Genomic DNA, 26,144 nt, shown 5'->3' on the forward strand with positions numbered 1-26,144 from the left:
GACTAGGGTTGAATAACAGGATGGGGAGATACGGTTGACCACGCGCCCGCAGCCTCCGCCAGCAGGCGCGCGATCTCGTCGGGCCAGACCGGCCGGCTGAAGTAGTAGCCCTGGATCTCGTCGCAGCCGTTCTCCTTCAGGAAGGCGACTTGCTCGGCCGTCTCGACCCCTTCCGCCACCGCCGACAGGCCGAGCGAATGGGCCAGGGTGATGATGGCGCGGACGATTGCCGCGCCGGTGGCATCGCCGTCCAGGTCGCGCACGAAGGCGCGGTCGATCTTCAGCACGTCGAGCGGAAAGCGCTTCAGGTAGCTCAGCGAGGAATAGCCGGTGCCAAAGTCGTCGATCGACACGGTCACGCCCAGCGCGCGCAGCGAACGCAGCACGTCGGCAGCGTCCTCGGTGTCGTGCATGACGGTGCTCTCGGTGATCTCGAGTTCGAGCGCGGCCGGCGCCAGGCCGCTGTCGGCCAGCACGGCGCGCACCCGCTGCGCCAGGCCCGGCTGCTGGAACTGGCGGGCCGACAGGTTGACCGACATGCGTCCGCTGAACAGGCCCTGCGCGCACCAGGCGGCGGCGCGGACGCAGGCTTCGCGCAAGACCCACATGTCGAGCTCGTTGATCAAGCCGCTTTCTTCGGCCAGCGGGATGAAGCGCCCCGGCGCCAGCAGGCCGAGCTGCGGATGGCGCCAGCGCACCAGGGCCTCGACCCCGACCATGCGCCCGTCCGTCATGCCGATACGCGGCTGGTACTGGAGCACGAATTCGCGGCGCGCGATCGCCTGGCACAGCATGGTTTCCAGGCCGATGCGCTCGCGCATCGCCCCTCCCATGCGCGCCGTGTAGAAGCACAGGTGGGCCGGCCCTTCGTGGCGCGCGCTGGCGCTGGCCAGCTGCGCCATCTGCAGCAGCTGGCTGGCCTGGCAGGGTTCGGCGGGCAGCAGCGCGATGCCGGCGCTGGCCGACAGGAACACGCAGTGGCCACCCGGCGCGAAAGGCAGGCGCATCGACTCCTGCAGGTCGCGCGCGAGCGCCGCCACTTGCTCGCGCTCGGCCTGCCGGCACACGACGATGAATTCGTTGCCGCCCTGGTGCGCGAGCAGGTCGCCTGCCGCCAGCCGAGCCGACAGCCGCGCCACGCATTCGTGCAGCACCTGGTCGCCGCTGCTCCAGCCATGGTGGCTGTTGATCTTGCGGAAGCCGTCGATGTCGAGCACGATCACCGCCACCGAGCCACCGTCGCGGCGCGCGGCGGCGATGGCGCCGGCCAGCGTGTCCAGCGCACGATAGCGGTCCGGCAGCGCGGGACGCGGGGCCGGCGCCGAAGCCGGCTGCGCCCGCCGCTGTTGCTCCTGCTGTTGCTCCTGCTGTGCGCCGGCGAACAGCGCACGGTGCAGGCACAGGAAAGCCAGCAGCTTGTACAGGTGGGCCAGCAGGTCCGATGGCGCGTCCGGTGCCGGATGCAGCATGAAGCTGATGCCGCTCAGTGCCGTCACGGCCGCCGCCGCCGCCAGGTAGTACCAGAGGCGCGAACGATGGCGGCGTGCGCGCCGCGCCAGCAGCAGGGCGGCGCCCAGGTCCACGCCCACCAGCGTGCATTCGAAGGCGCGGGCGAAGCCGGTCATGCCGATGCCGGAGACGAAGGTCGCCGGCAGCAGCCCGGGGCGCACCAGCGCCAGCCAGTAGCCCGCCGCCGCCACCGCGAAGGCACCCAGCATGCACAAGGCGTGCGTGGCGGGACCGGCGCTGCGGCCTTCCGGCAGCAGCGCCGCGGCCAGCAGGACCAGCGCGCCCAGGCCATGCGCTACCAGCCAGAAGGCGGCACCGGCATCGGCCGCGGCCAGCGTATTGCTCCCGGCCGGTGCCGGCACCGACAGCAGGTGGCCGATGCCAAGCAGCGCCAGCGCCAGCGCGGCGGACGACAGCAGCGCCAGGGTGGCCGGCATGCGCCCGCCTGCCCGGTGCGCGCCGAGCGCGAATACCAGCAGCGCCAGCACGATCGCGCATGCCTCGAGCACGGCGTGCAGCGGCGGATACCAGTGCGGCGTCCAGGGCAGCAAGCGGGTCCCCCCCCAGGCCAGCGCCGCCAGCAGGACGACCGGAAGCGCCAGGCGCAGCACGCCAGGCATGCGGTACGGCAGCGTGTTCATGCCGCCGCGTCCACGCATCCCTGGCGCAGCATGCGTTCGATCTCTTCCGCCGGCACCGGCCGGCCAAAGCGGTAGCCCTGCATCCGATGGCAGCCATGCGCTTCCAGGAAGGCCTGCTGTGCCGCGGTTTCCACACCTACCGCGACCACGTCGAGCTTCATCGAACCGGCCAGCGCGATCACGGCATGCACGATGGCAGCCGCGTCGTCGTCATCCGGGATGTCGGCGATGAAGGACCGGTCGATCTTGAGGCCATGGATCGGGAAGCGCCTGAGGTTGGCCAGGCTCGAGTAGCCGGTGCAGAAATCGTCGATCGCCAGCTGGATGCCCAGGCGCGACAGGCGCGCCATCGCCTCGGCCGCGGCGCCGGGACTTTCCATCAGGAGGGTCTCGGTGATCTCGAGCGTCAGCGCGCCCGGGTCGCAGCCGGTGTCCGCCAGCAGGCGCTCGATCCCGGCGGCGATGTCCTGCTGGTGGAACTGGCGCGCCGAGACGTTCACGCTCATGCGCAGCGGCGCCGGCGCCAGGCGCGAGAACGCCGCCAGCTGGCGCATCGCGGTCGCCAGCGCCCATTCGCCGATCGGCACGATCAGGCCGGTTTCCTCGGCCAGCGGGATGAACTCGGCGGCCGCCAGCACTTCCCTGCCGCCGGCCTCCCAGCGCAGCAGGGCCTCGAGGCCGACGATGCGGCCGCTGGCGACGTCGAACTGGGGCTGGTAGTGCAGCCGCAGTTCGCCGCGCTGCAGCGCACGCTGCAGGCGCGCCTCGACGAGCAGGTGCTCCTCGGCACGCATGCCCAGGTCTTCGGTGTAGAAGTGGAAATGGTTGCCGCCGTTGGCCTTGGAACGGTACATCGCGGTATCGGCCGCCTTCAGCAGCGCGGTCGGGTCCTGGCCGTCGCGCGGATAGATGGCGATGCCGATGCTCCCGGTCGGGAACAGCTCGTTCCCGGCCAGCATCAGCGGCTGGAACAGCTCGCCCAGCACCTTGCGCGCCACCATGGCCGCATCGTCGGCGCCGGCGAGGTCCGGCAGCACCACGACGAATTCGTCGCCGCCCTGGCGCGCCACGGTGTCGCTCTCGCGCAGGCTGCGGCTCAGGCGGCGCGCGATCTCGATGATCATCTGGTCGCCGGCCTCGTGCCCGAGGCTGTCGTTGACGTGCTTGAAGCGGTCGAGGTCGATGAACATCACGCCCACCAGGCGCCCGTTGCGCTGGGCCTGGGCGATCGCATGCGACAGCCGGTCCTGCAGCAGGATGCGGTTCGGCAGCCCGGTCAGCGCGTCGTGGTTGGCCATGCGCAGCAGGGCTTCCTCGGCCTGCTTGCGGCGCGAGATGTCCTCCACCGCGATAATCAGGCGCAGCTCGCCGCTGAGGGCTTCGCGCATGGCAGAGGCGCTGACCGTGACCCAGATCGGACTGCCGCGCTTGGAGACGAAGCGCGTCTCGCGCCGGAAGTCGCGGATCTCGCCATCGATCAGCTGGCGCAGCAGGGCGCGGTCTTCCAGCAGGTCGTTCTGGTAGGTGATCTGGTGCACGAAGCGCTGCAGCAGTTCGATCTCGGTGTAGCCGACGATCTGGGTCAGCTTGCGGTTGACGCGCACGAAGCGCCCTTCGCGCGACAGCAGGGCGATCCCGACCGCGGCCTGGGTGAAGGTGAGGCGGAAGAATTCCTCGCTTTCCTGCAGGCGCAGGCGCGCCTGGCGCCTGAAGGTGATGTCGTGCCCGATCAGCAGCAGGATCTGCTCGTCGGCCTGGCGCGTGCGGCGGATGTTGAATTCGAAGTAGCGCACGCCGTCGGCATGGCCATCGACGGTGATCACGATCCCATCCTGTGGCGCGCCGGATGCCAGCGCCGCCTCCATGCGCTCGGCCAGCTCGTGAGACGGCAACAGCGCGTCCAGCGCGGGCTGTCCGGCCAGCGCGTCCTCCGGGATGCCGAGCATGTCGCGCATCGTCTGGTTGATCGAGCGCACCCGCCCGCCGCCGTCGGTGACGATCAGCCCGGCGGGCATGCCGCCGATGATCTGTTCCAGGTAGTTCTGGTGCTGCACCACGCTGCGCTGGTCGGCATGGGCATAGGTGTCCAGGGCCAGGCCCATGTCGAGGCAAACGACTTTCAGCACGCAGTCGCACATGGCGCGAAAACGCGCGGGGTCGTCATGGAAGTGCGACCACAGCAGCTCGAACATGCCGGACACGTACTTGCGGTAGGCCCCGATGTACCACTTCGGCTCGAGCCCGATGCGCTGGTGTACCAGGCCGACCCGCAGGCGGTCGCGGATGTAGCCGCCGTCGTAGTCGCCCGCGGTCAGGCTGCGGAAATACGCCGCCTGGGCGTGCTTCAGGCGCTGGATGGTGCTGTCGTCCCCGACCAGGCTGCGCAGCTGGGGAAAGGCCAGGATGTGCTCGTAGAAGCCGTCGGAAAAGGTGTCGCTGTCCTGCGCCGCCAGCGCATGCAATTCGCGCAGCAGGACCAGGTCTTCCGGGCGCAGTTCGAGGAAGGCCATGCGTTCGGCCACCTCCTGCTGGTCGAGTCCGATTTCACGTCCGATCGTGTCGACCGTTTCATCGAGTGTGGTGGCCGGGATCGGACTCTCAAGCTGCGCGTGCTGCACCATGGCGGTTACCCGTCGTCGTTGATTGAACTGCTGCCGGCTGGCTGGCATGGCGAACGAAAGCCAGGCCCACCAGGTCCCTGATTACTCAGCAATCGGTCCGGAACAGTGCTCGGACGAGCGGGGCTTGCCTGCGTAAGACATACGGTAACGATGTTGAGTTCTCAATACGACGCATGCACTAGTAATTCCCTTAGGATACTTAAGTGAATGCAAAGCAATATTGTAGGCATGGCATCTATGCCAATCAAACCAATTACTTGATCTGAATCAAAAACTCATTAACTAAATCTTCATCAAGTTAAAGATATGACAAGCCGCTGCGCCGCTGGCACAGCGTTGGCAGCAACGGGAAGTCATCGCGCCATGCGGATCGCGGGCGCGACGGGACGGGCGGGCGGCCTATTCGCCCCTGATCTGCAGTGCGCGCTCGTACAGCGCGTTCTTCTTGCGGCCCGTGATCTGCGCCGCCAGGCCGGCGGCCTGCTTGACCGAGCACTCCGCCAGCAGGATCTGCAGGATGCGTTCCGCTTCCGCATCCTCGGCATCGGTCGCGCGCGGCGCGCCTTCGACCAGCACCACGAATTCGCCGCGCTCGCGGTGCTGGTCGGCTTTTACCCAGGCCAGCGCCTCGCCCAGCGGGCAGCGGTGCACTTCCTCGAACATCTTGCTCAGCTCACGCGCGAACACCACCTGGCGCGTCGGCTCGAACACGCTCGTCAAGCCCTCCACGCACTCGACGATGCGGTGCGGCGCTTCGTACAGCACCAGGGTCGACGTCTCGCGCACCAGCGCTGCCAGCGCGCTCTCGCGCTGCTTCGGCTTGGCCGGCAGGAAGCCGACGAAGTGGAAGCGGTCGTTCACCAGGCCGCTGGCCGACAGCGCCGCGACCGCCGCGGACGGTCCCGGCAGCGGCACCACGTTCAGGCCCGCCGCGCGTACCGCGTCCACGATGCGCGCGCCGGGGTCGGACACGGCCGGCGTGCCCGCATCCGACACCAGCGCCACCCGCTGGCCCGCCTGCAGGCGCTCGACGATCTTGTCGGCTACCTCGCGTTCGTTGTGCATGTGGGCGGCGATGGTCTGCTTGCCCAGCCCAAAGCGCTGGAGCAGCGCGCCGGTCTTGCGCGTGTCTTCGCAGGCCACGACGTCGGCCAGCGCCAGCAGGTGCAGGGCGCGCAGCGTGATGTCGGTGACGTTGCCGATCGGTGTAGCCACGACATACAGCGTTGCGGTAGGATAGGATTGCTGGGCCGCTTCGCCCATGACGGGAAGCCGGGCGATGTCGATGGTCTGCTGTTCTGTCATAAGGGGTTCCGATGCTGAAGAAGAATATCCGGGCACTGCTGGCAAGCGCCACACTTGGCCTGTTCGTGGGCAGCTTGTCTGCCTGTAGCAGTACACCTTTGCCGCCAGACACTGGCTGCGGCGTACCGGGCGGATTTTGCGCGCCCGCCGCGCCGAGTGCAAGCCCGGCGCCTGCCGAACCGGGCTACGTGCCGCCGCCGCCGGCCGCCCCGGTGGTCACCAACCCGATCGACCTGCCGCCCTCCACCGATGGCCGCCCGCTTGCCGCCGACCCGCAGCGCAGCGGTCCCGCCACCCGCATCGCCCTGCTGCTGCCGCTGCAGTCCGATGCGCTGGGCCAGCCGGCCGAAGCGCTGCGCGCCGGCTTCATGGCGGCCTATGAGCGCGAGCGCGGCGGCGTGACCGTCAACGTGATTCCCACCGGCGACTCGGCCCAGGCCACGCTGGACGCCTATGCGCGCGCGGCCGAGCAGAACGACATCGTGGTCGGCCCGCTGGCCCGCCCTGCCGTGGCGGCACTCGCCACCAGCGGCGCCGTGACCCGGCCGACCATCGCCTTGAACCATCCGCAGACCGGCGGCCCGCTGCCGCGCCAGATGCTGGTGGTCGGCCTCTCGCTCGAGGACGAGGCGCACCAGGTGGCCGACTGGGCCGCGGCGGAACAGCCGGCGGGCCGCGCCCTGGTCCTGACCGGCAAGGCGGCCTGGCAGCAGCGACTGTCCGGCGCCTTCGCTGCGCGCTGGTCGCAGCTGGGCCTGAATCATTCGACCGTCGAGCTGCCCAGCAGCGGCGGCTATGTGGACGGCAATGCGCTGGCCGAGCTGCGCGCCCGCCTGCAGGTCGACCCACCGCAGCTGGTGTTCGCCGCCCTCGACGCGGCCCAGCTGCGCCAGGTGCGCAGCGCCCTCGGCACCTCGCTGCCGACCTATGGCACGGCCTCGGTCAACCCGGGCCGCGACCCGGCCGCCCTCGCCCCGGAGCTGAGCGGCGTGCGCATCCTCGACCTGCCCTGGACCGTGCAGCCCGACCATCCGCTGGTGGCCAGCTACCCGCGCTGGGACGGCGCCGGAGGCGGCTTCGACATGCAGCGCCTGTACGCGCTCGGCATCGACGCGTTCCGCATCGCGCGCGAGCTGGCGCTGCGCCCGGGTAGCGCTTTCGAGCTGGACGGCGTCACGGGCCGCCTGTCGGTCGACATGGGCGTGGGCAGCACGGCCGCGTTCCGCCGCGTCGAGACCGGTTCGGTCTACCGCGACGGCATGTTCGAAGCGGTGGCCTTCGGGCGCTGACATGTGGCCCGTGCGCCTGTCCGCCCGGCAGGCCCAGGGCCGCGATTGGGAGCAGGCCGCCCTGCTCCACCTGCAAGGCCGGGGACTGCAGCTGGTCGAGGAGAATTTCCGCTGCAAGGGCGGCGAGATCGACCTCGTCATGCGCGATGGCGAGACCCTGGTCTTCGTCGAGGTGCGCCAGCGCGCCGACAGCGACCACGGCGGCGCGGCCGCCAGCATCACGCCCGCCAAGATCCGGCGCCTGGTACGCGCCGCGCAATACTATCTGCTGCGCTTTCCCGCCCTGCCGCCCTGCCGCTTCGACGTGGTCGCCATCGATGGCGAGGCGCTCAGCTGGCTGCAGGATGTGATTGAAGTGTAAGCAATATTTTCCGTCCTTGCCCGACCCCGGTTGCCACTGCACTATAATCCTCGCCTATGAATACTCAACGCATCCTCGCTCACTTCCAGGAGAGCGCCGATCTCAAGATGAAGTCGGCCGCCAGCCTGGCGCAACCCATTTCGCAGGCCGTCGAACTGATGTTCCACGCCCTGTCCAACGGCAACAAGATCCTCGCTTGCGGCAATGGCGGTTCCGCCGCCGACTGCCAGCACTTCGCTGCCGAGCTGGTCGGCCGCTTCGAGCGCGAGCGCTTCCCGCTGCCGGCCATCGCGCTCACCACCGACACCTCGATCATGACGGCAGTCGGCAACGACTACAGCTTCAAGGAAATCTTCTCGAAGCAGGTGCAGGCCTTCGGCCAGGCCGGCGACGTGCTGCTGGCGATTTCGACCTCGGGCAACTCGGCCAATGTGCTGGCCGCGGTGGAAGCGGCGCTGGAGCGCGAGATGCGCATCGTGGCATTTACCGGCAAGGATGGCGGCGCCCTGGCCAAGCTCCTGACCGACGCCGACATCCATATCAACGTGCCGCACGCACGTACCGCGCGCATCCAGGAAGTCCACCTGTGCGCGATTCACTGTATCTGCGACGGCATCGACGTCGCACTGTTCGGAGGAGAAGAGGAATGATGAATACGCGCCCGCTGGCCGGCCTGCTGTCGAAAATCGTACTGGGCACCGCACTGGCGGCTTCGCTCTCGGGCTGCGTGGCCATGGCCGTGGGCGGCGCCGCCACGGCGGTGCTGTCGGCGAATGACCGCCGCACCCTCGGCATGCAGACCGAGGACAAGGCGATCAACGTCAAGGCCGAGATCAAGATGCAGCAGCTCACCGGCGAGAATGGCCACGTCAACGTCACCAGCTACAACCGCAAGGTGCTGCTGACCGGCGAAGTGCGCGACGAAGCCATGAAGCAGGCTGCCGAGCGCGAAGTGCGCGCAATCGACAACGTGGTCTCGGTGATCAATGAACTGGAAATCGCCGGCCCGTCGAGCTATACCTCGCGCTCCAACGACGCCCTGATCACCACCAAGGTCAAGGCCAGCCTGGTCGACAAGAAGACGGTGTCAGCCACCGCCTTCAAGGTTACCACCGAGCGCGGCGTGGTCTACCTGCAAGGTCTCGTCACCCCGCGTGAAGGCAATATCGCGGCCGACGTCGCCAAGGGCGTCGCCGGCGTGAACCGTGTCGTCAAGATCTTCGAATACATCGCCGAAGAAGACCCGCGTGCCAGCCAGCCCGCACCGAGCCAGAGTTAATACCAACGGCGGGACTGCGGTCCTGCCGTTTTTTTATGCCCTTGCGCCATGACCGCTTCCACCGACTCCCCACGCTCCCGCCCCTGGATCAAGCCGGCCGCCGCCTGCGCGCTGGTGCTGGCCCTGGCCGGCATCGGCTACACCGCCTTCGACAGCGGCACGCCGGCGCCGAACGTCACCTTCATCAGCATCGCCGGCGACAAGATCTCCACCGAGTCCCTGCGCGGCAAGGTGGTGATGGTGAACTTCTGGGCCACTTCGTGCACCACCTGCGTGAAGGAGATGCCGCAGATGGTCGAGACCTACAACAAGTACAAGGCGCAAGGCCTGGAATTCGTGGCGGTGGCAATGCAGTACGACCCGCCCAACTACGTGCTGAACTTCACCGAGACGCGCAAGCTGCCGTTCACGGTGGCGATCGATTCGGCCGGCGACATCGCCAGGCAGTTCGGCGACGTCACCCTGACCCCGACCACCTTTTTGATCGACAAGGACGGCAGGATCATCAAGAAATACGTGGGCGAGCCGGACTTCGCGGCCCTGCACAAGCTGCTCGAGAAAGAACTGGCTTCCTGAAGCCGGCCGCTCAGGCCTTCGGATACAGGATCATTTGCGTGCAGCGGAACAGGGCGATGGTCTTGCCGCTGTCCTTGTCGCTCACGACGGCATCCCATACCTGCGTGGTGCGGCCCAGGTGCACGGCGCTGGCCACCACCGCGATCGTGCCCTGGCGCGCGGTGCCCAGGTGGTTCGACTTCAGTTCGATGGTGGTGAAATTGCTGGCCCCTTCCGGCAGGTGGGCCACGCAGGCATAGCCGGCCGCGGTATCGGCCAGGGTGACCACGCTGCCCGCGTGCAGGTAGCCGTTCGGCGCCAGCAGGTGCGGCAGCACCGGCAGTTCGGCGCACACGCGGCCTTCGGCCACTTCGGTGATCTCGATGCCGAGGTGGCCGGGCAGGAAAGCCTTGCCGAATGCGTTGAAGGAGTCTGGGGTGTACTTGGGATTCACGGTGCCTCGCCTTACTGGAAAAGGCGGCATCGTACACCCTGCGCCCGGATCCTGCAGCGCGGCCTGGATTCAGCGGCGGCGCTTGCCGCTCCTTGCGCCACCCGACCCACCCGAGCCCCCGCGCTGGCGCGCCGCCGTGTTCTGCTGCTGAAGGATCGCATCCACCCGTTCCGACGCTTCGCGCGCCAGCTGCTGCGCTTCGGCGATGCTCGGGAAGTATTCCGGCTCGCGGTAGCCCAGCCAGGCATAGGCCGAGTACATGCGGCAGGTGTCTTCCACCTCCTGCAGGTTCATGTAGAACAGCTCCTGCGGGTGCGGCTGCAGCCGGCACACCTTCTTCTTGGCCAGCGACAGCGCCCAATGTTCCCAGGCGCTTTGCAGCACCGGCACCCGGCTCGAGATCGGCACCAGGGACAGCATGAACTTCTCCGCCACCGACAGCGGCAGCGTGTCGAGCCATTCGGCGCGTTCGTTCTGCTCTTCGGTGATGCGGGGATAGAAGAAGCCGTCCGGCACGTCGATGTTGTGCACGAAGCGTTTCAGGAGCTTCACCAGCGAGGTCTCGCCGGTCACCGACGAAATGCGGTGCAGCTGTTCCAGCGAAGGCGCGACCGCGAAGCCGGTGGCCGCCACCGGCGCGATCTTTTCCTTCATCAGCGCGCGCATCACCTGGTGCGTGTCCTCGTCGTAGCCGGCAACAAAACCTTCCTCGTGCACGCCGTAGCGCCCTGCCCTGCCCGCGATCTGCTTGGCCAGCGCAGCGGAGATCTCTTCTTCCTCGACCCCGTTGTACTTGACGGTGGTGGTCATCACGATGCGCGCGATCGGCATGTTCAGGCCCATCGCCAGCGCGTCGGTGCCGACCACGATGTCGGCCTGGCCCTCGCGAAAGCGCTCGGCCTGGGCGCGCCGCACTTCCGGCGACAGGTTGCCGTACACGGTGGCCACCGACAGTCCCTTCTCGGTGATCATGTCGCGCCACATCAGGACGTCGCGCCGCGAGAAGGCGATCACGGCATCGCCACGGCGCAGGTTGCCGAGCTTGCGCACCGGCGCGGGTTCCATCGCCAGCGGCGCCATGCGTTTCAATACGTGCACTTCGAGCGGCACCTCGAGCCGCTCGGCCAGCGCCTCGATCGCACGCCGTGCTTCCGGCGCGCCGACCAGGAACACGGTGGAGGCAGGGGCGCCACACACGGCGGCGGTCCAGGCGGCGCCGCGGTCGCGGTCGGCCAGCATCTGGATCTCGTCGATGACGGCCACCTCCACCGCCGTTTTCGTATCCAGCATCTCGACGGTGCTGGCGACGTGGGTCGCGTCCTCGGCGATGCGGCGCTCTTCGCCGGTGATCAGGCTGACCTTGATCTCTTTTCCGTGCGGGCGCGCGTTCTGCAGGCGTTCGTAGTTTTCCAGCGCCAGCAGGCGCAGCGGCGCCAGGTAGACGCCGCTCGCGGCCTTGGCCAGCGCTTCCATCGCGCGGTGGGTCTTGCCGGAGTTGGTGGGCCCGAGCAGGGCGATGAACCTGCGCTCCATGCGGCTGGCCACCTCGAAGGATTCCGGGTACTCGGCCAGGTTGATGCTTTCCTTGGTGCGGGCGGCGTGGCGCTCTTCCTGCTCGCGCTCGACGGCGTGGGTCAGGCGCTGCGCGATGCGGTGGAACACGTATTCGGCCGGCTCCGAGGTTTCCAGCTCGTCGAGCACCTGCAGGAACAACATCGGGTCCCAGCCGAAGTCGTCGGCCTGTTCCGCGATGTCGCGCACGAAATCCTCGGCCTCGGTCTGCAGTTCCTCGATGGCGTCCGGCGTGGCGCGCTCTGCCAGCAGGTCGCGCCGCGCCAGCATGTCCATCTTGCGCCACTTGCTCGGCTTGGCCAGCACGCCGCGCGACGGGACCAGGCGGTAGGGTACGCGCAGGCCTTCGTAGCGCACCTCGCCCGAGAAGCGCAGGAAGACGCGGCCTTCCATCTTGACCAGTTCGATGCCGCGCTCCGCGAAGTCAAGTTCGCGCTCGAGGAAGGCGTCGTCGTGTTCGGTGTCGTCCGAAGGGGTTGGATTGTGATTCATGCTTGCTTGCGCGATGTCTGGTTGATATCAACTATATCGCGGAAGCGGCGCACGCACTGTTCGCGTACGCGCGGGACATGCACGCTTGAACGCGCGGGACAGCGGCGGCGCCGCCCCGCGCGCTCAAGCGGATCAGGCGGCGACGCCTGCTTCGTGCGCCTGCTGGTCGGCGTGGTAGGACGAACGCACCATGGCGCCCACGGCGGCGTGCACGAAGCCCATCTCGTAGGCCTTCTCTTCGAACATCTTGAAGGTGTCCGGATGCACGTAGCGGCGCACCGGCAGGTGCGAGTTCGACGGCGCCAGGTACTGGCCGATGGTCAGCATGTCGATGTCGTGCGCGCGCATGTCGCGCATCACTTCCAGGATCTCTTCGTCGGTCTCGCCCAGGCCCACCATCAGGCCCGACTTGGTGACCGCGTTCGGGTACTTCTTCTTGAAGTCGCGCAGCAGCACCAGCGAGTGCTGGTAGTCGGCGCCCGGGCGCGCTTCCTTGTACAGGCGCGGCACGGTTTCGAGGTTGTGGTTCATCACGTCCGGCAGGCCGGCGGCGAAGATGTCCAGCGCCTTTTCCAGGCGGCCGCGGAAGTCCGGCACCAGGACCTCGATCTTGGTGTTGGGCGACAGGGCGCGGGTCTTCTGGATGCACTCGACGAAGTGGCCGGCGCCGCCGTCGCGCAGGTCGTCGCGGTCCACCGAGGTGATCACGACATACGACAGGCGCAAATCGGCGATGGTCTTGGCCAGGTTGCCCGGCTCGTTGACGTCGAGCGGGTCCGGACGGCCGTGGCCGACGTCGCAGAACGGGCAGCGGCGGGTGCACTTGTCGCCCATGATCATGAAGGTCGCGGTGCCCTTGCCGAAGCATTCGCCGATGTTCGGGCAGCTCGCCTCCTCGCACACGGTCACGAGATTGTTGGCGCGCAGGATGTCCTTGATCTCGTAGAAGCGCGACGAGGCCGTGGCGGCCTTCACGCGGATCCAGTCCGGCTTCTTGAGGCGCTCGGTATCGGCGATCGGGACGATCTTGATCGGGATGCGCGAGGTCTTGCTGGCGCCCTTCTGCTTTTCGGTGGCGTCGTAGGCGGCGGCAGTGCCGGTAGTCGTTTCGGTAGTCATTGGCTCGGGCCCTGGCGGGCTTCCATTCAGAGGTTGTTCGGTTCCGGCACGGCCGCTTCGGCCGTCGCCAGTTGGCGCACGAGTTCTTGCGCCAGCGCCTGCTGGACATCCTCCAGCGGGGCTTCCACTCCCACCGTGCGCATGTCGACCGTGGCCAGGCCAGCGTAACCGCACGGGTTGATCCAAGTGAACGGGGACAGGTCCATCGCCACGTTCAGCGACACGCCATGGTAGGTGCAGCCGTTGCCGCGCACCTTGAGGCCGAGGGCAGCGATCTTCGCACCCTTGTTCAAGCCGTCCGCCATGTAGATGCCGGGGGCTCCGGCCACGCGTTCGCCCGCGAGATTATACGCCGCCAGCACCTCGATCACCGCCTGTTCGATTTTCGCCACAAACTGGCGCGCGTACAGCTTGCCGCCCGGCTTGTTGCGGCGCAGGTCCATCAGCAGGTAGACCACCGCCTGGCCGGGACCGTGGAAGGTCACCTCGCCGCCGCGGTCGGTCTGGACCACGGGAATACCATGCGGGGCCAGCACATGGGCGCGGTCGGCGCCCAGGCCCAGGGTGTACACGGGAGGATGCTCGACGATCCACAGTTCGTCGCGGGTCTCGGGCGTGCGCGCATCGGTGAAGGCGCGCATCGCGGCGAAAGTGGGCTCATAGTCGACGCGGCCAAGCGCGCGGACCAGCGGCGGGACGGGACGGGATGCGGACATTGGGTATAGGGCGGGAATATGGACAGCCCTGTCATTATAAGCCAGCGCGATCTGTCGTGCCCGCCGGCTTCCCGGAAGCTACAGGACCATCTTGACCATGTGGTGCGAGGACAGGGCGCGGTAGACGTCGTCCAGCATCTCGCGGCTGGTGGCGCGCACCGTCACCGTCAGGCCGGTGTAGTTGCCCTTGGCCGAGGGACGGCTTTGTACCTTGCCAGCATGGAAAGTCGGGTCCAGCTGCATGACGACCTCGACGATCGTCGCCTCGAAGTCGGCGTGGGTAGCGCCCATCACCTTGATCGGGAAGTCGCTCGGGTATTCGATGAGGGAGTCTTTCGGGTCCATGGTTTCGTCCTGTGCAAAGCGGCATTGTAGCCGCTCCCAGATGGAGGCGCATGGGCGGAAAAAAAGAGGCCGGCGCTATCGGCCGGCCTGAACTATTTCTATCAGCTAGAGAAATAGCGGGACATTCGGGCCGCTCGGAGCAGCGCTGCTGCCTGCGAGCGAGTGATGCCACTGTAGCGGTTTGGCCGCCATGGCGCGAACGGAATGTGACGAACGGTCGATTGGGACGACAGACGACGCAAAGCGCGGAGTGGACGGCGCAAGGGCAGGGCGCGCCAGAAAAAAGGGCCGGATACGGCATCCGGCCCTTGCATCCACACTGTTTTCCCTCAACGCATCTTGTCGGGCCGCCGGTCGCCGTCCGGCGTTTCGGTCCGTTGCTCGAAGCGGCCCCGCCCCGGCGGCGGCCCGGACGGTGCCGCGGCCGGAGCCGGCATCGGCATGGCGCGCGGTGCCGTCGGCGCGATCGCCTGCGGCGCGGCGGGCGCCTGCATCGCGGGCTGCGGCATTGGCGCCATCGGCTGCGGACGCTCGCGCCGGCCCTCGAAACGCTCACTGCGGTCTGCCCGGTCTGGCCGGTCTGGGCGGTCTGCCCGGTCACCCCGGTCACCCCGGTCGCCACGCATGCCGCGCTCGCCCTGGAAGCCAAAGCCCGGCTGGCCCGGTTCTGGTCGCGGCTGAACCGGCGGCGTCACGACAGGCGTGGGCAGCGCAGCCGGTGACGTCACTACCGGAGGCTGGACCGGCGCTGCCACTACCGGCGGACGCTGGCCACGTTCGCCACGCTCCGCGCGTTCGTCACGCCCGCCACGTTCCCGCCACCGGTTATCGCGCGCACCGTCCTGTCGGTCCGCCACGTTCGGGATGCCGTCGCCATCGCGGTCGCGGTCGAAGCGGTTGCGGATGCCATCGCCATCGCGGTCGGCCCGGGTGCGCAACGGCGCATTGGCGCGCGTGTCGTCGCGGCTGTCGACCCGGTTTGGAATGCCGTCGCCATCGCGGTCACGGTCGACGCGGTCGGGAATGCCGTCGCGGTCGCGGTCACGGCCGGCGAGCGGCCGTGATGTGGCACGTTCGCGCCAGCCCTGCGGCGCGCCCGGGGCGGTGCCCGGCGTGGCCGGCAAGGCCTGCGACGGTGTCGCGCGCGGCGCGTTCGGCACCACGACCGAACCGCGCTGGCCGAAATGCGCCTGCGGCACCACGGTCAATCCCCGGTTGCGGTAATCCGGCCGCCCGTCGCCGTCGCGGTCACGGCGCCCGCGCCCATCGCGCGGCCCGTCGCGCCAGTTCCAGCTATTCAGGCGGCGCTGGCGCTCCTCCGACAGGCGGTAGTGCGGCACGTAATGGTCGCGCGGGCCGAGCGGATACCAGCCGGTGGCCGGCTGCGTGCCGTGCTGGTGGAAGTTGACGCTCCAGCCGCTGCCGCCGACCCAGCCGACCAGCGCCGGCGCCCACAGCGGGCGGCGCTCGACCCGGCCCGGCGCCCAGGCCCAGCGGTTCCTGACCTGCACCCAGCGCCCGTAGTGGAAGGGTGCATAGCCCCACGGCGCGTTGTCGACCCAGGTCCAGCCCCAGGGCGAGATCCAGCTCCAGCGGCCGTCGCGGTAGGGCACCCAGCCCGTGGCCACCGACGGGATCCACAGCGGGCCGTATTCGAGATCGTCCTGCCAGCTGCCGTAGCGGTCGAGTTCCTCGTAGCCGGTCATCTCGGTGCCGACGTAGCGCGCCGAACGGGCGCCGTCGAGCGCGCGGTCGCGTTCCAGCGCCCAGTCGTCGAAGCCGTCGCGCTGGGCTTGCAGGGTACGCACGTCGTCGTCGCGCAGTTCCGCGCTGCGGCCGGCGCGGATCGTCAGGCTGGCGCCGCCGCCCTCGACCCGGGCTTCGCCGTCGAACACGCTGACCACGCTGGTGTCGGCCACGCGCTCGGCATCCACCCGCAGGCGGCCGGGCCTGAGCATGCGCACCCGGCCCTGCGGCGTGCTCAGCTCGAATTCGGGCAGCACCTCGTCGCTCAGGATGCGGATGCTGGCGCTGCCGTAGTGCAGGCGCAGGCGCAGGCTGTCGTCGTCGAGTTCCGTCACTTCCAGCGAGCTGTCGCCGTCGACGCGGATCGCGGTCGAGCCGACCCGCACTTCGGTGCGTCCGCCGGGCGCGGTGGTGATCAGGTTGCGGCTGGTGACCGGCCAGTTCACCAGGGCGTCGGTGGCGCTGTCGCCGCCGCTGATGCTGACCTTGCCCTGGGCGAGCGCGACACGCCCCACCCGGCCGGGCGGCTCGCTGTCGAACGCATCCTGCGCCAGCGCGGCAGTGGAGAGGGCCGCGAGCGCGAGCATCACGGCGGTGTGGGCGAATCGCTTGTTCATGGAAGGCTCCGCAAGAGAGGGACGAAGGACGGCACGCTGATTACAACGCAGGCCAGGCTGCGGGACCACGCAAATTACAGAAAGTTTCAACTGCCGAGTGACAGTTACACGGCGCGCTACACCTGTGACCGCGCGCTGGGCGCGCAGGCCCGCGTCAGGCGCGGCGGCCCGGCTCGACCAGGAACAGCAGCGAACCCATCAGCACCAGCACGGCGCCGAACACGCGGTTCTGGAGCTTCACGGCGCGCACGTCGCGGAAGAAGCGCTGCATCGAGGAGGCCAGGGCGGCATAGCCGTGCATGACGAGCGAGTCGATGGTCACCATGGTCACGCCCAGAATCGCCAGCTGCGGCAGCAGCGGCGCTTCCTTGGCGATGAACTGCGGCAGTACCGCGACCATGAAGATGATGCCCTTCGGGTTGGTGGCATTGGTGAGGAAGCCGGTCATCACGCGCTTGCCGAAGCCCGGGTGCGCGGGCAGGCCGGCCGCCAGCGCGCCGGCAGCGGGCGCCGCTTCGGCCTTCGCACGCCACTGGGCGATGCCGAGGTAGATCAGGTACAGCGCGCCGATGGTCTTGACGATGGTGAAGGCCAGCGCGGAAGCCAGCAGCAGCGAGCCGACGCCGGCCCCCGCGATCACCAGCACCAGGATCAGGCCGAACTGCAGCCCCAGCACGGTGGCGCTGGCCTTCCTGAGGCCATAGGCCAGGCCGTGCGACATCGACAGCACGGCGCCGGAGCCGGGAGAAATGGCGATCAGCGAACCGGCGATGACGAAGGCAATCCAGGTGGCGAAGCTCATGCTGCGGCAAGAAAGGAAAGGAAGAGGAGGGTAGCGCGAGAGTGCGGCTGGAGAATGTAGCGTAAAACGGGCCAGCGCGCGCGTCCGGCAAACCGGAGCGCGGCGCAGGGCCTGGGTAGTGCTTACTTCTTCTTCGGATTGACGGCGGCCTTCAGGGTGGCGCCGGCAGCGAAGCGCGGGCTCTTCGAGGCAGCGATCTTGATCACATCGCCGGTTGCCGGGTTGCGGCCCTTGCGCGCTGCGCGCTTGGTAACCGAGAAGGTGCCGAAGCCGGTGATGCCGACCGTGTCGCCCTTTTTCAGGCGCTCGGTGATGATCTCGATGATCGTGTTGACGGCGGTGTTGGCAGCCGCGCCCGACATCTCGGTGCGCTTCGCGAATTCCGCGATCAGTTCGCCTTTTTTCATAAGTCCCTCCGGGGTTAAAAGAGGAGGAAGATTAGCATAATTATTGCTCTATGTAATCTCGCTACCCGGAGGTACGCGCAGGCGTGCCACAGGCGCGCCGTTCGCGGGCGTCAGGCCAGGCTGGTTTCGGCGCCGGGCCCCGCCAGGCGGTGGCGCAGGGCGGCGTTGATCAGGGTCTGGTAGCCGGTGCCGCAGCGCTCCGACAGGTTGCGGAATTCGCTCAGCACTTCGTCGTCGAGGTAGATCGTGATACGGGTCTTGCGTTTCGGCGGGCGGGCGCGGCGCGCAGGTGCCGCAACCGGAATGGCTTGCAGGGTCGATTCGGTATTCATGGCGTCTCCTTCGGTGGCGAGGCTGCAGTACCGCAGCCAACAGCCTCGCACTATACGTATGTGCGGGATGGGATGCCCGGCAAAAGCGACGAGATGCAGTTTTGCGCGACTGGAATGCAAAAAGCCGCGCTGAACCGTGTGACTGGCTTCCCGCCCTCGGGTAAGATGTGGACATCTTGACATGATTGGAGCATGAACAATGGCTGCAGGCAGTTTGCTGGCATTACTGGACGATATCGCCAGCGTCCTCGACGACGTTTCGGTCATGAGCAAGGTGGCCGCCAAGAAAACCGCCGGGGTGCTGGGCGACGACCTGGCGCTCAACGCCCAGCAGGTGACCGGGGTCAATGCCGACCGCGAACTGCCGGTGGTATGGGCGGTGGCCAAGGGCTCGTTCAAGAACAAGGCGATCCTGGTGCCGGCCGCGCTGGCCATCTCGGCCTTCGTACCCTGGCTGATCACGCCGCTGCTGGTGATCGGCGGTGCCTTCCTGTGCTACGAAGGCTTTGAAAAGCTCGCGCATAAATTCCTGCACAGCAAGGAAGAAGACGCCCAGCACAAGGCCGAGCACGTCGCCAACCTGGCGGCAACCGAGGCCGACATGTGCGCGCTCGAAAAGGACAAGATCAAGGGCGCGGTGCGCACCGACTTCATCCTGTCGGCCGAAATCATCGTGATCGCGCTCGGCACCGTGGAAAACGCCCCCTTCAGCCAGCAGGTAATGGTGCTGGTGGCGATCGCGCTCCTGATGACCATCGGTGTGTACGGCCTGGTCGCTGGCATCGTCAAGATGGACGACGCCGGCCTGTACCTGAGCGGCAAGGCCAGCGGCCTGGCGCGCGGCACCGGCAAGCTGCTGCTGGCCACCGCGCCGCGTCTGATGAAGTTCCTGTCGGTGGTGGGCACCGCGGCCATGTTCATGGTCGGCGGCGGCATCATCGCCCATGCCTGGGAACCGCTGCACCACTTTGCCGAGGGAGCGGCGCACATGACGGCCGGCGTGCCGGGCGTGGGCGGCGTACTGGCGGCGATCACCCCGACCGTGGTGGATGCGATTGCGGGTGTCATCGTCGGCGCGATCGTGCTGGTGGTGGTCACCATCGTCCAGCGCATGCGCGGCAAGAAGGGCCATTGATCCCCAGCTCCCCCAGCCGTGATCGACCGGCACCAGCCCGGACGGCAGCGCATGCCACCCCAGCAACGCCTGTCCGGTCAGTGTGACCAGGACCCCGAGGTTCACGAACAGGAACAGGTGCAGGAGGCGTTCGCTGGCCGGCAGCTGGCGCACCTCGCCTTCGATCACCACGTCGCGCGCCGATGCCAGCAGCTCCGGCAAACAGCGCCACGATCCACCCTGCAAAGGCCCCCTGCCATTCGAACCAGGCGAGCGAAGCGAACAGTAATTCGCGCGCGCTGTGCAAGCGCTCCTCGCGTACGCACTCGCGCCGCGTGGGTAGCCTGGCCAGCCACTCGTGGTTGATTGCCACGTCCAGGAAGCCGATGAGCCCATGCACCATTAACGCGTAGACATAGGGCGGCACGTTTTTCCTGCCTGTTCTAGACTACCTGCGACGAATCAGCGCAGCGCCCGCTGCCAGGCCCAGCGCGAAGCCGGCATAGACGATGGCCAGCGACGGCTTGGACAGGTGCTTCTCGTAGCCCGGCTGGAAGCGCTTGGGCGTGAGCTGGTAGTCGGCGAAGCAGGCGAAGGCCGCGGTGGCCGCCGATGCAGTGAGCATGCCTACCGGCGTCTTGCGGTCGAGATACTTGCCGGCGAAGCGCTCGAACAGGATCGACCAGAAGGTAGCGCTGGCATGGTGGATCAGGTAACCAGGCACCGTGTAGCGCATCGACGGGCCGCTATGGCGCGCCGCCTTGTCGCCGTAGATCCAGTGGCTGACCGCATTGGTGGGAGCGAAGGCGCTGCCGACTTCCTTCTTGCCGAGCGCCGCCAGCGCCACCGTCGACAGGATGCTGGAGGTGGCGCCGCCGACCAGGCCGCGCTGTAATGCCGTGTTCCAGTTTTCCATTGGGTCCTCTTGGTGATGAACGGATGAACGAAACGTGAAAGGAAGCATGGATGCGGATCTTGCTGACGGGAGCAAGCGGTTTCATCGGACAACACCTGCTGCAGGCATTCCTGGCCGACGGCCACCATGTCGTCTGCACGATGCGCCGGCCCACAGCAAGCACGGAGCCGCGCCTCGCCTACATCCATGCGGACTTCACCCAAGATACCGATAAATCCGTCTGGCTGGCGCGCCTTACTGGCATCGACGCGGTGATCAACACGGTCGGCATCTTCCGTGAATCGGGTCGCCAGAGCTTCGAGCGCCTGCATGTGGAGGCGCCGCGCGCCCTGTTCGCCGCCTGCGCCGAATCGCACGAGGTGCAGATGGTGATCCAGCTCTCGGCCCTGGGCGCCGACCGCGACGCCGACACAGCCTACCACCTGTCCAAGAAGGCCGCCGACGACTACCTGGCGTCGCTGCCGCTGCGCGCCTACATCGTGCAGCCCTCGCTGGTGTACGGCAGCGAGGGCACCAGCGCCAGGGCGTTTCGCACCCTGGCCAGCATGCCGCTCACGCTGCGTTTCGGCAGCGCGCCCCAGCTGGTGCAGCCGATCCACATCGACGACCTGGCGGCCGCCGTCGCCGGCCTGCTCAAGCACCGCCTGCCCTTGATTCCGGGCGCCGGCACGGCGCTGCGCGTGCCCCTGGTGGGGCCGCAGGCGATGCCATTCACGGATTACCTGCAGGCGCTGCGCACGGGCATGGGGATGAAACGGCAACACGTCGTCACCCTGCCCGGCGCACTGGCACGCCTGGTGGCGAAGTTCGGCGGCCTGCTGCCGGGCGGGTTGCTCGACGAGGAAGCGCTGCGCATGCTCGACCGCGGCAACGCGGGCGACGTGTCCATGACCACGCAGCTGATCGGCCATCCGCCGCGTCCTGTCCAGGATTTCATCCGCCATCCCGGCGCCGAGCGCAGCCAGGCCAAGCTGGGCTGGCTGCTACCCGTCCTGCGCTTCTCCATCGTGGCGGTGTGGATCGTCACGGCCATCGTCTCCTACGGCCTGTACCCGGTCCAGGCCAGCTACGAGCTGCTGGGGCGCACCGGCATCCCGGCAGGGTTGCAGCCGCTGATGCTGTACGGCGCCGCGACCTTCGACCTGGTGCTGGGCCTGGGCATCCTGTGCCTGAAACGGCGGCGCTGGCTGTGGCTGGCGCAGCTCGGACTGATCGGCTTCTATACCGTCGTCATCGCGATCAAGCTGCCGGAATTCCTGCTGCACCCCTACGGGCCGCTCACCAAGAACCTGCCCATGCTGGCAGCCATCTGGCTGCTCTACGAACTGGAGAAAGAATAATGGATTACGTCGTCATCAAGTGGCTGCATATCCTCTCGTCCACCTTCCTGTTCGGCACCGGCATCGGCTCGGCCTGGTACATGCTGTTCGCGAACGTCAGCCGCGACGTGCGTGCCATCGCCGTGGTGGCGAAATATGTGGTGGTGGCCGACTGGCTGTTCACGGCGACCACTGCCATCCTGCAGCCGCTCACCGGCTTCTACATGATCCACCTGGCCGGCTATCCGCTGCACAGCAAATGGATCATGTGGTCGATTGCCCTGTACGTGCTGGCCGGTGCCTGCTGGCTGCCGGTGGTGTGGCTGCAGATCCGCATGCGCGACATCGCCCGGGAAGCGGCGCGCACGGGCACCATACTTCCGCCGCAATACTGGCGCTATTTCCGTATCTGGGTCACGCTCGGCGTTCCGGCCTTTATCGCCTTCGTGGTGATCTTCTGGCTGATGGTCGCCAAGCCGATGTGACCTCTCACTCCAGGAGAACCCCATGAAGGCTTACCAGATTCTTCCCGGCGCGAACATCGACGGGCTGCAGTGCATCGACTACCCGGACCGCCAGCTCGGCCACGGCGAAGTGCGCATCCGTGTGCATGCCGTGTCGCTGAACTACCGCGACCTGATGGTCGCCAGCGGCAATTACCTCGTCACCGTGGACGATCCGATCATCCCCTGCTCGGACGGGGCCGGCGAGGTGCTGGACGTCGGGCCGGGCGTGGCGCGCGTGCAGGTCGGCGACCGGGTGGCTGCTTCCTTCTTCCCCTACTGGCAGGACGGCCGCACCTCGCCGGAAAAGATCCGCCATGCGCTGGGCGGCGACATCGACGGCATGCTGGCCGAGGAAGTAGTGCTGCACGAGGACGCGCTGGCGAAGGTTCCGGCCTCGCTGAGCTTCATCGAGGCCGCCACCATGCCGTGTGCCGGCGTCACCGCATGGAATGCAATGTTCTTCTCCAGCAATGGGATCAAGCCGGGCGACACCGTGCTGCTGCTCGGGACCGGCGGCGTCTCGGTGCTCGGCCTGCAGCTGGCCCGGGCCGCCGGCCTGCGCACCATCATCACCTCCTCGAGCGACGAGAAGCTGCAGCGCGCCCGCGCGCTCGGTGCCCACCACACCATCAACTACCAGACCATTCCCGAATGGCACGAGGAAGTGCTGGCCCTGACCCAGGGCCGCGGCGCGGACGTGGTGCTGGAAGTGGGGGGCAAGGGCACGGTCAACCGCTCGGTGGCGGCGGCGGCGATGGGCGGCACGGTGGCGATCATCGGCGGCGTCAGCGGTTTCGGCGGCGAGGTCAATCCGGCCTCGCTGCTGGCCAGCGCCAAGCGCATGGTCGGCATTTTCGTGGGCAGCCGCGCCATGCTGGAAGAAGTGATGCGCTTTGCCGACATGACCGGCCTGAAGCCGGTGATCGACCGCGTGTTCCCGTTCGCACAGGCCCAGCAGGCCTACCGCTACATGGAATCGGGCTCGCACTTCGGCAAGGTGGTCATCGACGTGACCAGCCAGGACAACTGAGCGGGCCGCTCAACGCTGCTGCGGCACCAGTTCGATCTCGTACAGCCTGGGCCAGAGCTTGCCGGTGACAAACAGGCGCTTGCCCTTGCTGTCCCAGGCGATGCCGTTCAGGACCGCGTCCGGATCGAGGGTGCCGCGCTGGGCGGCCGGCAGCAGGCCCTCGAGGTTGATCACGCCCTTGACCTTGCCCGATGCCGGGTCGATCCGGATGATCAGGTCCGAACCCCATACGTTCGAGAACAGTTCGCCCTCGACCATCTCGAGTTCGTTCAGCTGCGCGATCGGGCGGCCGGCATGGGTCACCTGGATGCGCCGTACTTCCTTCAGCGACTTCGGTTCCAGGATGCGGATGAAGGAACTGCCGTCGCTCATGTAGACCTGTTTCGCATCGCTGGCCAGGCCCCAGCCTTCGCCGACGTAGCTGAAGCTGCGCTTGAGCTTGAAGGTCTTGAGGTCGTACACGTAGCCGGTCTGCGAAGTCCAGGTGAGGGCGAGGATATCGCCGCCGACCGGGGTCGATCCTTCTCCGAACACCTCGGCCGGCATGTCCTTCTGCTGCAGCACCTTGCCGCTCGCCAGGTCTACCTTGCGCAGCCACGAGCTGCCGTTGCGGCCGGTCGTCTCGTACAGGTGGCCATCGCGGAAGAACAGGCCCTGGGTAAAGGCCTTCGGGTCGTGCGGATAGCTGTTCTTGACCACGAAGCCGTAGATCGGCACCGTCGCCTGGGCGGTGGCGATGGCAGGAACCGCAGCGGCAGCGGCAGCGAGGGCGAGGGTGGCAATCGGTTTCAGCATGAGGGAAACTGTAGCACGATCGCCGCCCAGGCATGGCATGGCTGGCTAGAACAGCGACAGGTTCGGTGACGCCTCGGCTGCCTTGGCCGCCTTGTGCACCGTCTGCGGCGCAGCCCAGGTCTTCATCCGCTGCGCCGGATAATGGCGCAGGAAGCTGCGCGCCGTCTCCACGTCGCGGCAGGCCAGCCAGTCGTCCAGCTCTTCCGGCCCGATCACGACCAGCGAGCGCTTCTCGTCCCCGGGCTTGTGCATGCGCGCCATCAGCGGGTGCTGGTCCGCGTTGATCGTGATCTGGGTGAACGAGGAGGCGACGCCGCCATCGGTTTCCGTCCACTCGCGCCACAACCCGGCCACCATGAACGGGCTGTCGTCATGCATGCCGATCGCGTGGCGCACGGCGCGTCCGCTTTCGTAGCAGGGCTCGTAGAACCAGGCCATCGGCACCACGCACAGCTGCAGGCGGCGCCAGGCCGGCGCGAAGGAGCGGCGCTCGCCCAGCGATTCGGCGCGGGCATTCATGGTGTCGAAGGGCTTCACGCCGGGCGGGATGTGGCGCCGCGGCACCATGCCGTAGCTGGCCAGGCAGGCCGACGGGCTGCCGTCACTGCCGCGGCGGATGATCGGCGCGCTGTAGTCCTTCCAGACCTCGTCGGGCCAGCGCCAATCGGCCGGCAGTTCGCTGAAGGCGCCGAGGGTGCCGAACTGTTCGCGGGTGGGAGAGTGGTAGTTGACGCACATGGTCCGCCAAGCATAGTGCAAGCGCTAGAAGTATGCCAGCAGCCGTCCACAGGCGATCACGGCGATCCACAGGCCCAGCGAGAGCAGGGCGTGCAGCACGGCGCGCGGCGGCGCCCGCGCCGGCCAGGCATCGGCCTGGCGATACGGGCCGGCATGAAAGGCCAGCGCATTCAGGCCAGCCGCGAGGATCAGTCCCAGCTTGAGCAGAAAGATGCGGTTGACAAGCAGCGCCAGCGGATCGGCCACGAACAGCAGCAGGCCGGTGGGCAGCACCAGCAGCATGCTGCCGGCCGACCAGGGCAGCAGGTGGCGCGCCAGCGCCCTGACCGGCAGCTGGCGTCCGAAGCCGAGCACGCGCAGGTCGAACATCGCGACCGCGCCCACCAGCACCGCGAAGCCGAGGATATGCAGCGTCTCGATGGCCGGGTACAGCCAGGCGTGCTCGCGCAAGGCGCGGGCCAGGGGCAGGGACGCGGCAACGCTGGCCGCGTCCTGCAGCGGCATCAGCGCAGCTCCGTGGTCTTGTCCTGGATGGTGATGCGTTCGGCGCGCAGCTCATCCGGCTTGCTGCGGTGCGGATAGCCGACCACCGTGGCATTGCCCCCGGCCGCCAGCCGGGCCTTCGGCAGGCCGCGGTTTTCCATGCGTCCGGGCGGAGCCAGCACCACCAGCCAGGTCTTGTCGGCCGTCTTCAGGCGCACGAAGCCGTGCGGCTGCAGGTAGCCCGATTCGGCGATGGTGCCGGACAGGGTCAGCGGTTTGTCGGCGTCGTATTCGCTCCAGCCATGGTGGGCAAGAGCGGAAGTGGCCAGCAGGGCAGCAGACAGTGCAGCAGAAACAAGCGCGCGTTTCATGGGAGCCTCCGTGCAAGGAAAGGGCAGCCCGATTCTACGCCTGCTCCCTGCGGCGTCAATCACCGGAGAGCGGCAGCTGGCCCACCACGTCGAGCCGGCCGGGGCCGGGGCGCGCCACCACGATCCCGCCGGGGGCCAGGTATTCTCCGGCCAGGGCGCGGATGTTGACGTCGTGCGTCACCAGCACCAGGTTGGAGCGCTCGCGGTGCCGGCCGACCCGGGCCTGCACCTGGCCCTCCTTGGCACGCGCGGCGGCCTGGCTGTCGCGGAACATGGAATCGAGCATCGGCGCCGGTTCCACCCGGCCGAAAGCGAGACGGGCGGTGTCGAGGCAGCGGCACCAGCGGCTCGACAACACCGGTCCGGTGGGAATGCCGCGGCTGCGCAAGGCCGCGCCGAGCGCGCGGGCCTGGCGCCTGCCCGCTTCCGACAAGTTGCGCTGGGTACTGCACACGCCAAGCCGGAAACCGGGCGGATCGCCAATGCCGGGATCGGTGGCCGCGTGGCGGATCAGCAGCACGTACCCGCCAGCGCGCAGGCCCTGCCACAGCGCCGCGTCGGCCAGCGCCAGGGGGCTGGCCGCCAGGGCGGCACTCGTGGCCAGAAAGCGTCGTCGCTGCATGCCTGTCTCCAAGGAATCGGCCTGCGCACGATTATCCCGCCGGCGCGGCATGGACGCGCGCACGGCAGGCGGATAAGCTAGGGCTTTT

27 protein-coding genes are annotated in these 26,144 nt (G+C 67.9%); 9 read left to right on the forward strand and 18 right to left on the reverse strand.

Annotation, left to right across the window (positions count from 1 at the left end; all coding sequences use genetic code 11):
- Positions 1-2 precede the first annotated feature (2 nt).
- The 3 genes from LE190_RS07165 to rsmI all read right to left on the reverse strand — a co-directional run bounded on the left by LE190_RS07165 (position 3) and on the right by rsmI (position 6,076).
- Complete coding sequence (locus LE190_RS07165) at positions 3-2,150, reverse strand: bifunctional diguanylate cyclase/phosphodiesterase (protein WP_225238090.1); 2,148 nt, start codon at positions 2,148-2,150, stop codon at positions 3-5.
- Positions 2,147-4,771, reverse strand: coding sequence for an EAL domain-containing protein (locus tag LE190_RS07170; protein WP_225238091.1), 2,625 nt, complete (start codon positions 4,769-4,771; stop codon positions 2,147-2,149). The genes LE190_RS07165 and LE190_RS07170 overlap by 4 nt, the downstream gene beginning before the upstream one ends.
- Positions 4,772-5,170: 399 nt before the next feature.
- Positions 5,171-6,076 carry a 16S rRNA (cytidine(1402)-2'-O)-methyltransferase gene (gene rsmI, locus LE190_RS07175; RefSeq protein ID WP_225238092.1) on the reverse strand — a complete coding sequence of 302 codons (906 nt, stop codon included), beginning with the start codon at positions 6,074-6,076 and terminating at the stop codon, positions 5,171-5,173.
- 98 nt (positions 6,077-6,174) lie between these two features.
- On the opposite strand from rsmI, the gene LE190_RS07180 reads away from it, so the two are divergent.
- Genes LE190_RS07180 through LE190_RS07200 form a run of 5 tightly spaced genes read left to right on the forward strand, consistent with a single transcriptional unit; the run spans position 6,175 to position 9,581 of the window.
- Entirely contained in the window at positions 6,175-7,365 is a 1,191-nt protein-coding gene (locus LE190_RS07180) for a penicillin-binding protein activator (RefSeq protein WP_225238093.1), read from the forward strand.
- A gap of 1 nt (position 7,366) precedes the next feature.
- On the forward strand, positions 7,367-7,726 hold the full coding sequence (locus LE190_RS07185; RefSeq protein ID WP_225238094.1) for a YraN family protein: 360 nt from the start codon (positions 7,367-7,369) through the stop codon (positions 7,724-7,726).
- Between the two features lie 56 nt (positions 7,727-7,782).
- On the forward strand, positions 7,783-8,376 hold the full coding sequence (locus LE190_RS07190; RefSeq protein ID WP_224947046.1) for a phosphoheptose isomerase: 594 nt from the start codon (positions 7,783-7,785) through the stop codon (positions 8,374-8,376).
- Positions 8,373-9,005: a BON domain-containing protein gene (locus tag LE190_RS07195; RefSeq protein WP_225238095.1), complete on the forward strand. Its 633-nt coding sequence runs from the start codon at positions 8,373-8,375 to the stop codon at positions 9,003-9,005. Before LE190_RS07190 ends, LE190_RS07195 begins: the two co-directional genes overlap by 4 nt.
- Positions 9,006-9,053: 48 nt before the next feature.
- Positions 9,054-9,581, forward strand: coding sequence for a TlpA family protein disulfide reductase (locus LE190_RS07200; protein ID WP_225238096.1), 528 nt, complete (start codon positions 9,054-9,056; stop codon positions 9,579-9,581).
- A 10-nt stretch (positions 9,582-9,591) separates the two neighbouring features.
- Here LE190_RS07200 and LE190_RS07205 read toward each other — a convergent pair whose 3' ends face one another.
- The 9 genes from LE190_RS07205 to LE190_RS07245 all read right to left on the reverse strand — a co-directional run bounded on the left by LE190_RS07205 (position 9,592) and on the right by LE190_RS07245 (position 18,162).
- Positions 9,592-10,044, reverse strand: coding sequence for a PaaI family thioesterase (locus LE190_RS07205; RefSeq protein WP_439847474.1), 453 nt, complete (start codon positions 10,042-10,044; stop codon positions 9,592-9,594).
- A 39-nt stretch (positions 10,045-10,083) separates the two neighbouring features.
- Positions 10,084-12,078, reverse strand: coding sequence for a helicase-related protein (locus LE190_RS07210; protein ID WP_225238098.1), 1,995 nt, complete (start codon positions 12,076-12,078; stop codon positions 10,084-10,086).
- A 132-nt stretch (positions 12,079-12,210) separates the two neighbouring features.
- The gene (gene lipA, locus LE190_RS07215; RefSeq protein ID WP_225238099.1) at positions 12,211-13,197 is read right to left on the reverse strand and encodes a lipoyl synthase; all 987 of its coding nucleotides are present in this window, start codon (positions 13,195-13,197) and stop codon (positions 12,211-12,213) included.
- A gap of 26 nt (positions 13,198-13,223) precedes the next feature.
- Positions 13,224-13,913: a lipoyl(octanoyl) transferase LipB gene (gene lipB, locus LE190_RS07220; RefSeq protein WP_225238100.1), complete on the reverse strand. Its 690-nt coding sequence runs from the start codon at positions 13,911-13,913 to the stop codon at positions 13,224-13,226.
- A 78-nt stretch (positions 13,914-13,991) separates the two neighbouring features.
- Positions 13,992-14,258: an HP0495 family protein gene (locus LE190_RS07225; RefSeq protein WP_224947039.1), complete on the reverse strand. Its 267-nt coding sequence runs from the start codon at positions 14,256-14,258 to the stop codon at positions 13,992-13,994.
- Between the two features lie 329 nt (positions 14,259-14,587).
- The gene (locus LE190_RS07230; protein ID WP_225238101.1) at positions 14,588-16,621 is read right to left on the reverse strand and encodes a FecR family protein; all 2,034 of its coding nucleotides are present in this window, start codon (positions 16,619-16,621) and stop codon (positions 14,588-14,590) included.
- Positions 16,622-16,775: 154 nt separating this feature from the next.
- The gene (locus LE190_RS07235; RefSeq protein ID WP_225238102.1) at positions 16,776-17,423 is read right to left on the reverse strand and encodes a LysE family transporter; all 648 of its coding nucleotides are present in this window, start codon (positions 17,421-17,423) and stop codon (positions 16,776-16,778) included.
- Between the two features lie 122 nt (positions 17,424-17,545).
- On the reverse strand, positions 17,546-17,830 hold the full coding sequence (locus LE190_RS07240) for an HU family DNA-binding protein (protein ID WP_224947036.1): 285 nt from the start codon (positions 17,828-17,830) through the stop codon (positions 17,546-17,548).
- Between the two features lie 110 nt (positions 17,831-17,940).
- Positions 17,941-18,162 carry a BrnA antitoxin family protein gene (locus tag LE190_RS07245; protein WP_225238103.1) on the reverse strand — a complete coding sequence of 74 codons (222 nt, stop codon included), beginning with the start codon at positions 18,160-18,162 and terminating at the stop codon, positions 17,941-17,943.
- A 199-nt stretch (positions 18,163-18,361) separates the two neighbouring features.
- Here LE190_RS07245 and LE190_RS07250 point away from each other — a divergent pair, with 199 nt between their 5' ends.
- Entirely contained in the window at positions 18,362-19,297 is a 936-nt protein-coding gene (locus LE190_RS07250; RefSeq protein ID WP_225238104.1) for a DUF808 domain-containing protein, read from the forward strand.
- 427 nt (positions 19,298-19,724) lie between these two features.
- On the opposite strand, the gene LE190_RS07255 is transcribed toward LE190_RS07250, so the two are convergent.
- Positions 19,725-20,192, reverse strand: a complete 468-nt coding sequence (locus LE190_RS07255; protein ID WP_225238105.1) for a hypothetical protein — start codon at positions 20,190-20,192, stop codon at positions 19,725-19,727.
- A gap of 50 nt (positions 20,193-20,242) precedes the next feature.
- Here LE190_RS07255 and LE190_RS07260 point away from each other — a divergent pair, with 50 nt between their 5' ends.
- From LE190_RS07260 to LE190_RS07270, 3 genes are read left to right on the forward strand one after another with little or no spacing between them, the layout of a single operon-like run.
- A complete protein-coding gene (locus tag LE190_RS07260; protein WP_225238106.1) occupies positions 20,243-21,532 on the forward strand; it encodes an SDR family oxidoreductase in 1,290 nt (429 codons plus the stop codon).
- Positions 21,532-21,996, forward strand: a complete 465-nt coding sequence (locus LE190_RS07265; RefSeq protein WP_225238107.1) for a DUF2269 family protein — start codon at positions 21,532-21,534, stop codon at positions 21,994-21,996. Before LE190_RS07260 ends, LE190_RS07265 begins: the two co-directional genes overlap by 1 nt.
- A gap of 22 nt (positions 21,997-22,018) precedes the next feature.
- A complete protein-coding gene (locus LE190_RS07270) occupies positions 22,019-23,047 on the forward strand; it encodes a zinc-dependent alcohol dehydrogenase family protein (protein WP_225238108.1) in 1,029 nt (342 codons plus the stop codon).
- A 9-nt stretch (positions 23,048-23,056) separates the two neighbouring features.
- Here LE190_RS07270 and LE190_RS07275 read toward each other — a convergent pair whose 3' ends face one another.
- From LE190_RS07275 to LE190_RS07295, 5 genes are read right to left on the reverse strand one after another with little or no spacing between them, the layout of a single operon-like run.
- Positions 23,057-23,842, reverse strand: coding sequence for a glutaminyl-peptide cyclotransferase (locus LE190_RS07275; protein WP_225238109.1), 786 nt, complete (start codon positions 23,840-23,842; stop codon positions 23,057-23,059).
- Positions 23,843-23,887: 45 nt separating this feature from the next.
- A complete protein-coding gene (locus tag LE190_RS07280; protein ID WP_225238110.1) occupies positions 23,888-24,580 on the reverse strand; it encodes an SOS response-associated peptidase in 693 nt (230 codons plus the stop codon).
- 24 nt (positions 24,581-24,604) lie between these two features.
- Positions 24,605-25,084 carry a hypothetical protein gene (locus tag LE190_RS07285; RefSeq protein ID WP_225238111.1) on the reverse strand — a complete coding sequence of 160 codons (480 nt, stop codon included), beginning with the start codon at positions 25,082-25,084 and terminating at the stop codon, positions 24,605-24,607.
- The gene (locus LE190_RS07290; protein ID WP_225238112.1) at positions 25,084-25,434 is read right to left on the reverse strand and encodes a DUF6152 family protein; all 351 of its coding nucleotides are present in this window, start codon (positions 25,432-25,434) and stop codon (positions 25,084-25,086) included. The genes LE190_RS07285 and LE190_RS07290 overlap by 1 nt, the downstream gene beginning before the upstream one ends.
- Before the next feature lie 55 nt (positions 25,435-25,489).
- Positions 25,490-26,056, reverse strand: a complete 567-nt coding sequence (locus LE190_RS07295) for a histidine phosphatase family protein (protein WP_225238113.1) — start codon at positions 26,054-26,056, stop codon at positions 25,490-25,492.
- Positions 26,057-26,144: the final 88 nt, after the last annotated feature.

This window comes from Massilia hydrophila, from assembly GCF_020208145.1.
Classification (GTDB): domain Bacteria; phylum Pseudomonadota; class Gammaproteobacteria; order Burkholderiales; family Burkholderiaceae_D; genus Telluria; species Telluria hydrophila.

Coding starts and splice junctions, on each gene's coding strand:
- LE190_RS07165 (WP_225238090.1), bottom strand. CDS start 2,150: ATGAACACGCTGCCGTACCGCATGCCTGGCGTGCTGCGCCTGGCGCTT.
- LE190_RS07170 (WP_225238091.1), bottom strand. CDS start 4,771: ATGGTGCAGCACGCGCAGCTTGAGAGTCCGATCCCGGCCACCACACTC.
- rsmI (WP_225238092.1), bottom strand. CDS start 6,076: ATGACAGAACAGCAGACCATCGACATCGCCCGGCTTCCCGTCATGGGC.
- LE190_RS07185 (WP_225238094.1), top strand. CDS start 7,367: ATGTGGCCCGTGCGCCTGTCCGCCCGGCAGGCCCAGGGCCGCGATTGG.
- LE190_RS07190 (WP_224947046.1), top strand. CDS start 7,783: ATGAATACTCAACGCATCCTCGCTCACTTCCAGGAGAGCGCCGATCTC.
- LE190_RS07195 (WP_225238095.1), top strand. CDS start 8,373: ATGATGAATACGCGCCCGCTGGCCGGCCTGCTGTCGAAAATCGTACTG.
- LE190_RS07200 (WP_225238096.1), top strand. CDS start 9,054: ATGACCGCTTCCACCGACTCCCCACGCTCCCGCCCCTGGATCAAGCCG.
- LE190_RS07205 (WP_439847474.1), bottom strand. CDS start 10,044: ATGCCGCCTTTTCCAGTAAGGCGAGGCACCGTGAATCCCAAGTACACC.
- LE190_RS07210 (WP_225238098.1), bottom strand. CDS start 12,078: ATGAATCACAATCCAACCCCTTCGGACGACACCGAACACGACGACGCC.
- lipA (WP_225238099.1), bottom strand. CDS start 13,197: ATGACTACCGAAACGACTACCGGCACTGCCGCCGCCTACGACGCCACC.
- lipB (WP_225238100.1), bottom strand. CDS start 13,913: ATGTCCGCATCCCGTCCCGTCCCGCCGCTGGTCCGCGCGCTTGGCCGC.
- LE190_RS07225 (WP_224947039.1), bottom strand. CDS start 14,258: ATGGACCCGAAAGACTCCCTCATCGAATACCCGAGCGACTTCCCGATC.
- LE190_RS07230 (WP_225238101.1), bottom strand. CDS start 16,621: ATGAACAAGCGATTCGCCCACACCGCCGTGATGCTCGCGCTCGCGGCC.
- LE190_RS07235 (WP_225238102.1), bottom strand. CDS start 17,423: ATGAGCTTCGCCACCTGGATTGCCTTCGTCATCGCCGGTTCGCTGATC.
- LE190_RS07240 (WP_224947036.1), bottom strand. CDS start 17,830: ATGAAAAAAGGCGAACTGATCGCGGAATTCGCGAAGCGCACCGAGATG.
- LE190_RS07245 (WP_225238103.1), bottom strand. CDS start 18,162: ATGAATACCGAATCGACCCTGCAAGCCATTCCGGTTGCGGCACCTGCG.
- LE190_RS07250 (WP_225238104.1), top strand. CDS start 18,362: ATGGCTGCAGGCAGTTTGCTGGCATTACTGGACGATATCGCCAGCGTC.
- LE190_RS07255 (WP_225238105.1), bottom strand. CDS start 20,192: ATGGAAAACTGGAACACGGCATTACAGCGCGGCCTGGTCGGCGGCGCC.
- LE190_RS07260 (WP_225238106.1), top strand. CDS start 20,243: ATGCGGATCTTGCTGACGGGAGCAAGCGGTTTCATCGGACAACACCTG.
- LE190_RS07265 (WP_225238107.1), top strand. CDS start 21,532: ATGGATTACGTCGTCATCAAGTGGCTGCATATCCTCTCGTCCACCTTC.
- LE190_RS07270 (WP_225238108.1), top strand. CDS start 22,019: ATGAAGGCTTACCAGATTCTTCCCGGCGCGAACATCGACGGGCTGCAG.
- LE190_RS07275 (WP_225238109.1), bottom strand. CDS start 23,842: ATGCTGAAACCGATTGCCACCCTCGCCCTCGCTGCCGCTGCCGCTGCG.
- LE190_RS07280 (WP_225238110.1), bottom strand. CDS start 24,580: ATGTGCGTCAACTACCACTCTCCCACCCGCGAACAGTTCGGCACCCTC.
- LE190_RS07285 (WP_225238111.1), bottom strand. CDS start 25,084: ATGCCGCTGCAGGACGCGGCCAGCGTTGCCGCGTCCCTGCCCCTGGCC.
- LE190_RS07290 (WP_225238112.1), bottom strand. CDS start 25,434: ATGAAACGCGCGCTTGTTTCTGCTGCACTGTCTGCTGCCCTGCTGGCC.
- LE190_RS07295 (WP_225238113.1), bottom strand. CDS start 26,056: ATGCAGCGACGACGCTTTCTGGCCACGAGTGCCGCCCTGGCGGCCAGC.